General features: G+C 64.1%; 5 protein-coding genes. 1 reads left to right on the top strand and 4 read right to left on the bottom strand.

All coding sequences use genetic code 11. The features are described 5' to 3' along the window. The 4 genes from A2J02_RS04500 to A2J02_RS28885 all read right to left on the bottom strand — a co-directional run. The coding region (locus A2J02_RS04500; protein ID WP_197477934.1) for an SLC13 family permease at positions 1-427 on the bottom strand (427 nt) is incomplete at its 3' end. Between the two features lie 87 nt (positions 428-514). Further along, complete coding sequence (locus A2J02_RS04495) at positions 515-1,951, bottom strand: alanine/glycine:cation symporter family protein (protein ID WP_231911409.1); 1,437 nt, start codon at positions 1,949-1,951, stop codon at positions 515-517. 141 nt (positions 1,952-2,092) lie between these two features. Further along, positions 2,093-3,427 carry a flavin monoamine oxidase family protein gene (locus tag A2J02_RS04490; protein WP_068047330.1) on the bottom strand — a complete coding sequence of 445 codons (1,335 nt, stop codon included), beginning with the start codon at positions 3,425-3,427 and terminating at the stop codon, positions 2,093-2,095. Between the two features lie 30 nt (positions 3,428-3,457). Further along, the gene (locus A2J02_RS28885; protein WP_269454857.1) at positions 3,458-4,816 is read right to left on the bottom strand and encodes a serine/threonine-protein kinase; all 1,359 of its coding nucleotides are present in this window, start codon (positions 4,814-4,816) and stop codon (positions 3,458-3,460) included. A gap of 179 nt (positions 4,817-4,995) precedes the next feature. On the opposite strand from A2J02_RS28885, the gene A2J02_RS04480 reads away from it, so the two are divergent. Beyond that, the coding region (locus A2J02_RS04480; protein ID WP_231911408.1) for an EAL domain-containing protein at positions 4,996-6,185 on the top strand (1,190 nt) is incomplete at its 3' end.

Raw genomic sequence — 6,185 nt, 5'->3', positions numbered from 1 at the left:
TACGGCGATGCAGATTCCACCGTTGCATGGCCAGCGCCAGGAGGAAGCCGCCCATGAACAGAAAGATGATGTTGTTGCCGTACGAGGCACCGACGTCGTTGACGACGACGCCGGAATCGAATACCGGAAAGATGACGAGGGGTAGCAGTGCGGTCGCCGGGATGGGCACCGCCTCGGTCATCCACCAGATGCCCATCAGTACCGCGGTGGCTGCGGTCAGCCGTGCCGGGTGCGCCACGTCCTCCGGGAGAACCAGATAGACGACAAGTGCCAACAGAACGCCTGCGCCGAGTCCGACCCATTGCCGCTTGCGGCGACCGGGCTGCACTTCGTCTTCGCGTTCTCCGGCCGATTTCCGATCCACTTCGTCGAACTCGTGGCCTTCGGATGCGCGCCCGGCCTTCTCGTCGTCGCCGACCTGCGTCATGGAACCTCCTCGGTGTGGACGTTTCATCACCCTAACGTGTGAATTGTCCGGAAGGTCCGAATCGAACAGCGGCGACAGCCGCCTCGCTTACCGCGCGACGTCGGGCTTGTTCGCCGCCGGATCGTTGTCGAGCACCGGATCCCACACGTCGCCGGGTAGGTCGCCCGGCAGATGACTGTTTCCGCGTCCGACGAATTTGTCGTCGCGACCTTCGCGACGCATCGCCTCGAAGTCCGCCAGCGCACCGAAGGCCCATTTGCCCAGCAGCGCAATGGCTACCAGGTTCACAGTTGCCATTGCCGCCATGGCGACGTCCGCGAGTGCCCATACCGTCGTCAGCGCGGACAGGGAGCCGAAGCCGATGGCTGCAAGGACGATGGTGCGCAACAGGTTCAGCAGTTTGCCCTCGACTCCGAGGAAATTGAGGTTGATCTCGGCGTACGAATAGTTGCCCAGGATCGAGGAGAACGCGAACGTGAAGATCAACAGTGTCATCGGAATCGTGGTCCACGTGCCCAGCTGAGCTGAGATCGAGTCCTGAGTCAGAACCGCGCCCGCCACTCCGCTCGGGTTGCTGATGTCGTACACGCCCGAGACCAGGATGATGAACGCTGTCGCACTGCAGATGACGATGGTGTCGAAGAAGACTCCGAGCGACTGGATCAGACCCTGCTTCACCGGATGGGACACCGTCGCGGTCGCTGCGGCGTTGGGCGCGCTGCCCATGCCTGCCTCGTTGGAGAACAGTCCGCGCTTGACGCCGTTGAGCATGGCGGCCAGGATTCCACCCGTCGTGCCGCCGATCGCCTCGTTCAAACCGAATGCGCTGGAGACGATCTGACCGAAGACCGTCGGGATCTCGCCGATGTTCATCGCCACGATCACCAGTGCGAGCAAGACGTACACCAGAGCCATGACGGGGAGCAGGTACTCGGCCACCCGCGCGATTCGCCGGACACCACCGAAGAGAATCGGCGCAGACAGCACCACCAGGAACACCGCGATCCACCCGGCATCGATGTTCATCGTGGACGAGAACGATTCGGTGATGGTGTTCGCCTGAACCATGTTGAACGCGAAGCCGAAAGCGAAGATCAGCAGGCACGCGAAGACGATTCCCCATCGACGCGAACCCAGACCCAATTGGATGTAGTAGGCGGGACCGCCTCGGAAGCTCCCGTCGGGATTGCGCACCTTGTACATCTGCGCCAGAGTCGCCTCGATGAACGCCGTCGCCATGCCGACCACCGCGACCAGCCACATCCAGAAGATGGCTCCCGGTCCGCCGAGAGTGATCGCGATGGCGACTCCTGCGATGTTTCCCGTACCCACTCGGGACGCCAGACCGACACAGAAGGCCTGGAACGCCGAGATGCCGCCCTCGGCGTCCGACCGAGATCCACCGATGGCCTTGAACATCGACGGAAGAAGCCGAATCTGAACGAATTTGGTGCGAACGGTGAAGTACAGTCCGACGCCGATCAACAAGTAGATCAGGAAGACGCTGTAGAGACGATCTGCCAAGAAGTCGATTATCGAACTGACGGTATCCACGGTGCCATCCTGTAGTGCTCGGTGTGTGGGTGCGTCGACAGCACATTACTCGCAGATGGTCGAAAGTTTGCACCGAACACAGACGCGCGTGGTGGGGTTCGGTGCGTGCTGTCAGCGCTTCGTAGGACTCCAGATGTCGCCGAACGGTATCGACCGCCCCAGAATACGTTCTGCTGCACGGTGTCCCGACTTCAACGCCGCTGTGACCGTTGCCGGATCTTCGGTCCATGTCGCCTCACCGGCGAGGTGAAGCACGTTTGCGATCGGAGTGGCGAGGTCGTCGTGATCGCGCGTACGTGAACCCACCGTCATGTACGAGTACGAACCGTACGAGAACGGATCGTCCTGCCAGCGAGTGACATACACGCGGTCTGGTGCAACGACCCGGGCGCCGTACAGGCCACGCAGCGCCTCGAGAACCGAGTCCGCGATGCGCGCGTCCGACCAGTGCCGAGTCTGCTGCGCACAGGTACCCGCTGCGAACGTCAGAAGCGTCGGACGTCCCTGGGGCATGGTCACGTCGTACCAGGAGTGCCACCAGCGCCCGGCTTCGCCCTGCTGCCGAACGGCATAGACGTTCTCGTCCCAGAACTTGGTGGGGAACCGCAGGAACACTTTCTCGAAGGCATTCATCTCGAGTCGTTCGAGTGCACCCGAAACGGGTTCCGGTAGAGGCGGTTCCACGGTGAACGTCGGCGACTTCAGTACTCCGATCGGCACCGTCACCACAGCGCGCTCGGCCGAGAACGTCCCGGATCCGGTGTCGACCCCAACTCCGTCTCGACCCCAACGGACCTGCCTCACCACGTGTTCGAGCCGGACGTCGAGCCCCACGGCCAATCGAACCGCCAGCTCGTCGTAACCGTCGGGGAACACGACTTCGTCGCCCTCGATGGCGTCGTCGTCCAAACCGTGCGCGTCGAGGAGGTCTTTTCCTACTCCCAACTGTTCCTCGGCTCGATGTCCGAGGAACTCGCGAACTCGTTCGAGTCGGTCGATGTTCCAATCCAGTTGCGTCAGAGTTGCTTCCACTGCGTCTCCGAACGACGTTCCCGGGGACGACGTCGCAACCGTTGCGGCGAACAGTTCGTCGAAGTGGTGAACGTCGGCGCCGAACTGCGCGGCGGACTCGTCGCTCAACCTGGTCCCGGTGGGGGAGTAGTACGCGATGGGCCTGCCGTCGGGTTGGTAGCTACCGACGGTGAACTCGACGGTCCGCATTCCGAAGGCGTGTACGGCATCGGCGAGAGGGTTGTTGTCCGTTCCGTGAATCCAGGACGCGCCGACGTCGAGGATGCCGTCGGCGGTGCGCATCGTCCAGACCCGACCGCCCACGCGGTCTCTGGCCTCGAGAACGACGACTCGCTGACCGGCACGATGGAGGAGTCTCGCAACGACCAAGCCGGAAATACCTGCCCCGACCACGAGGGTATCGACGTGTGTCACCGTCACTCCTGTCCGCCGACGGCCGTGGGGTCAGTTCCCTCGGCCGGAATTGCCGTTTCCGTTCCCGCTGTTGCCATTTCCTGAATTGCCGTTCCCGCTGGTGCCGTTGCCGCTTCCCGAATTGCCGTTCCCTGGATTTCCGTTGCCGTTTCCCGGCGGTAGCGGCGCAGGCGCGGCCGGTTCGATCGGATCCGGATTCGACGTGGGGACGGGTGCAGGCTCGGGAGGGTTCGAGAAAACCGGGATCGAGGTCGCCGGTGCGGGCTCAGGTGCAGGTGTTGTGGCCGCAACGGTCGGCGACTCCACGAGTGTCGGAGCCGGTGTCGCAGGTGACATGGGCTCCGGCTCATCACCCGTGCCCACTGCGACCCAGACGATCGCCGCGCCCAGCGAAACGAACAGAGCCGCTGCCGCCGGGATCATCCATCGTCGGCGGTGAGATTCGGCCGTAGCCGACGCTGGAAATGTTGTGGGCGCAGCCCTGTCGATGGGTTCGACGGGCATCACGGCAGTGTGAGCAAGAGGTGTCGTGCTGCGCGAGAGCGCGCGCAGTCGGTGGGCAACTGCAGCTGCGTCCGGTCGATCCTCCGGGCGTCTGGCTGTCATCTCCGTCAACAGCGCGTGCCAGTCCGGTCCGAGCCCCTCGGGGACGTCGGGATCGCGGTGCAGGCGCGCCACCGCTGCTGCCACGGCGCTTCCCTCGAATACCATTGTGCCGCTCAGGCATTCGATGAGAACGAGACCCAGCGTATAGATGTCCGTCGGCGGGCCGGCAGACGTACCCGTTGCCTGCTCCGGGCTGAGGTAGTGCGCAGTACCGACTGTGGTGCCGTGCTCGGTGAGTCGTTCGGCGTCGACGATACGGGCGATGCCGAAATCGGCAAGTTTGGCGCATTGCCCCACGCCCACGTCCGGTGCCTGCGCGACGAGAATGTTGGCCGGCTTGATGTCCCGATGGACCACACCCCGGTCGTGAATGTAGGCGAGAGCTTCCGCCAACTCGTAACCGATCCGCGCGACGTGTGCGGCGTTCATCGATCGGCTCCGGCGATACGCACTCAGAGTCGGACCGTCGATCAGCTCCATCACCAGGTACGGAACCGGCATCCCGCTGTCGTCGAGTGCAGTGCCCGCGTCGTACAGCGTCACCAGACCCGGGTGCGACAGCGACGCGAGAGTACGAATTTCTGCATCGATGCGCTGTGCAGAGTCCGGCGGCTCACCGTGGCGAAATATCTTCACCGCTACGGACCGGCCGAGAACGTCGTCGTCGGCGTGCACGACGTCGGCCATTGCGCCGCGTCCCAACACGGTGCCCAGTCGGTATCGATCCGCGAAGAGGCGGTCGTGAGGGGCACGAGGGCGAGAGTCCGCTCCCACTGTCGTCACCGCCGTTCGTCGAGTCCTTCGAGCACCTTATAACCAGTCGATCGACGTGCAGACCGCAGTCGGCTGTGGACATCACGGTGCAGTCGGGCAAGATGATGACCCGGGTGGGGACCGATCGATCAGTATCGAGGGAGGGTCCACCCATGTGTCGAGGCTCGACGAGTGCCGCAATTTCGCCGGTGTCGATCGACATCACGTCGGTCTATCAGCCGATCGTCTTGCTCGACGGGCGCGCCGTCGTAGGGTACGAAGCGTTGGTGCGGACCTGCGGAGAAGGTCCGCCGATCCCGCCACCGGAACTGTTGGGGGTGGCACGCGCGCAGGGCGTCACCGCCGATTTCGATTGGCGGTGCAGACTCAGCGCGCTCCGCGGTGCCGTCGAGTCCGGCTATCCCGATCAGCTCGCGCTGTTCGTCAATGCCGAACCTGTTGCCCTCGATGCACCTCCTCCTCGGGACTACCTACCGATGCTCGCCGACGCGTCGCGGCTGTCGATCATCGTCGAGATCACCGAGCGTGATCTGATGGGTGATCCGGCGGGTCTGCTGAGGGCGGCCGAGCACGCCAGAAACCTGGGGTGGCGAGTCGCCATCGACGATGTCGGGGCAGATTCCTCCAGCCTGGCGCTGATCCCGCTGCTGCGTCCCGACGTGATCAAGCTCGACATGGCTCTGGTGCAGGGGCGTTCGAGCAACGAGACCGCCGCCATCGTCGCTGCCGTTGCCGCCGAGGCCGAACGTACCGGTGCCCTGGTCCTGGCCGAGGGGATCGAAACCGAGCGGCACGAGAGCTATGCGCGCGCGATGGGGGCCGTTCTGGGGCAAGGATACCTCTACGGCACACCGGCCCCTCTCCCGGATTTCGGTGAGATACCCGAACCCGTCCGTTCGCTCGACCTGGATGGAACGGTCACCGTGCGCGCCCCGGTGGCGGTCACGCCGTACGGGCTCACCCATTCGCTCGGTGCCCGCAGGCACGCGGATTCCACACTGCTCGACGCCATCGAGAACAGTTTGCTGCACAGTGCATACGGCACCGGTTCCTCGACCGTCGTACTGGCGACGGTGAGCGCGTCCACCGGTCTGACGCCTGCACGCGAGGCGATGTTCGAGGACCTCGCCACCCGGACCGCGCTGACGGCTGTCTTCGACTCGCATTCCGCGCCGCCTGCGCCCAGCTTCCGTGCTGTGGTGGTGGGCGCGGACGAACCGTTGGCGCTGGAGCGTTCGATCGTGATTCTTGCTCCGATGTCGAGTGTGGCGCTCATTGCGGTGGAGCGAGGCACGGCCGAGGACGGCACCCCCATGTACGACTACCGCCTGACCTACGACCGTCATGTCGTACTGGATGCTGCAACAGTGCTTTTGAG

This window comes from Rhodococcus sp. EPR-147, from assembly GCF_001647185.1.
GTDB lineage: Bacteria > Actinomycetota > Actinomycetes > Mycobacteriales > Mycobacteriaceae > Rhodococcoides.
Note: the sequence above shows the minus strand (reverse complement) of the source record. Positions and strands in the feature narration are given on the sequence as shown.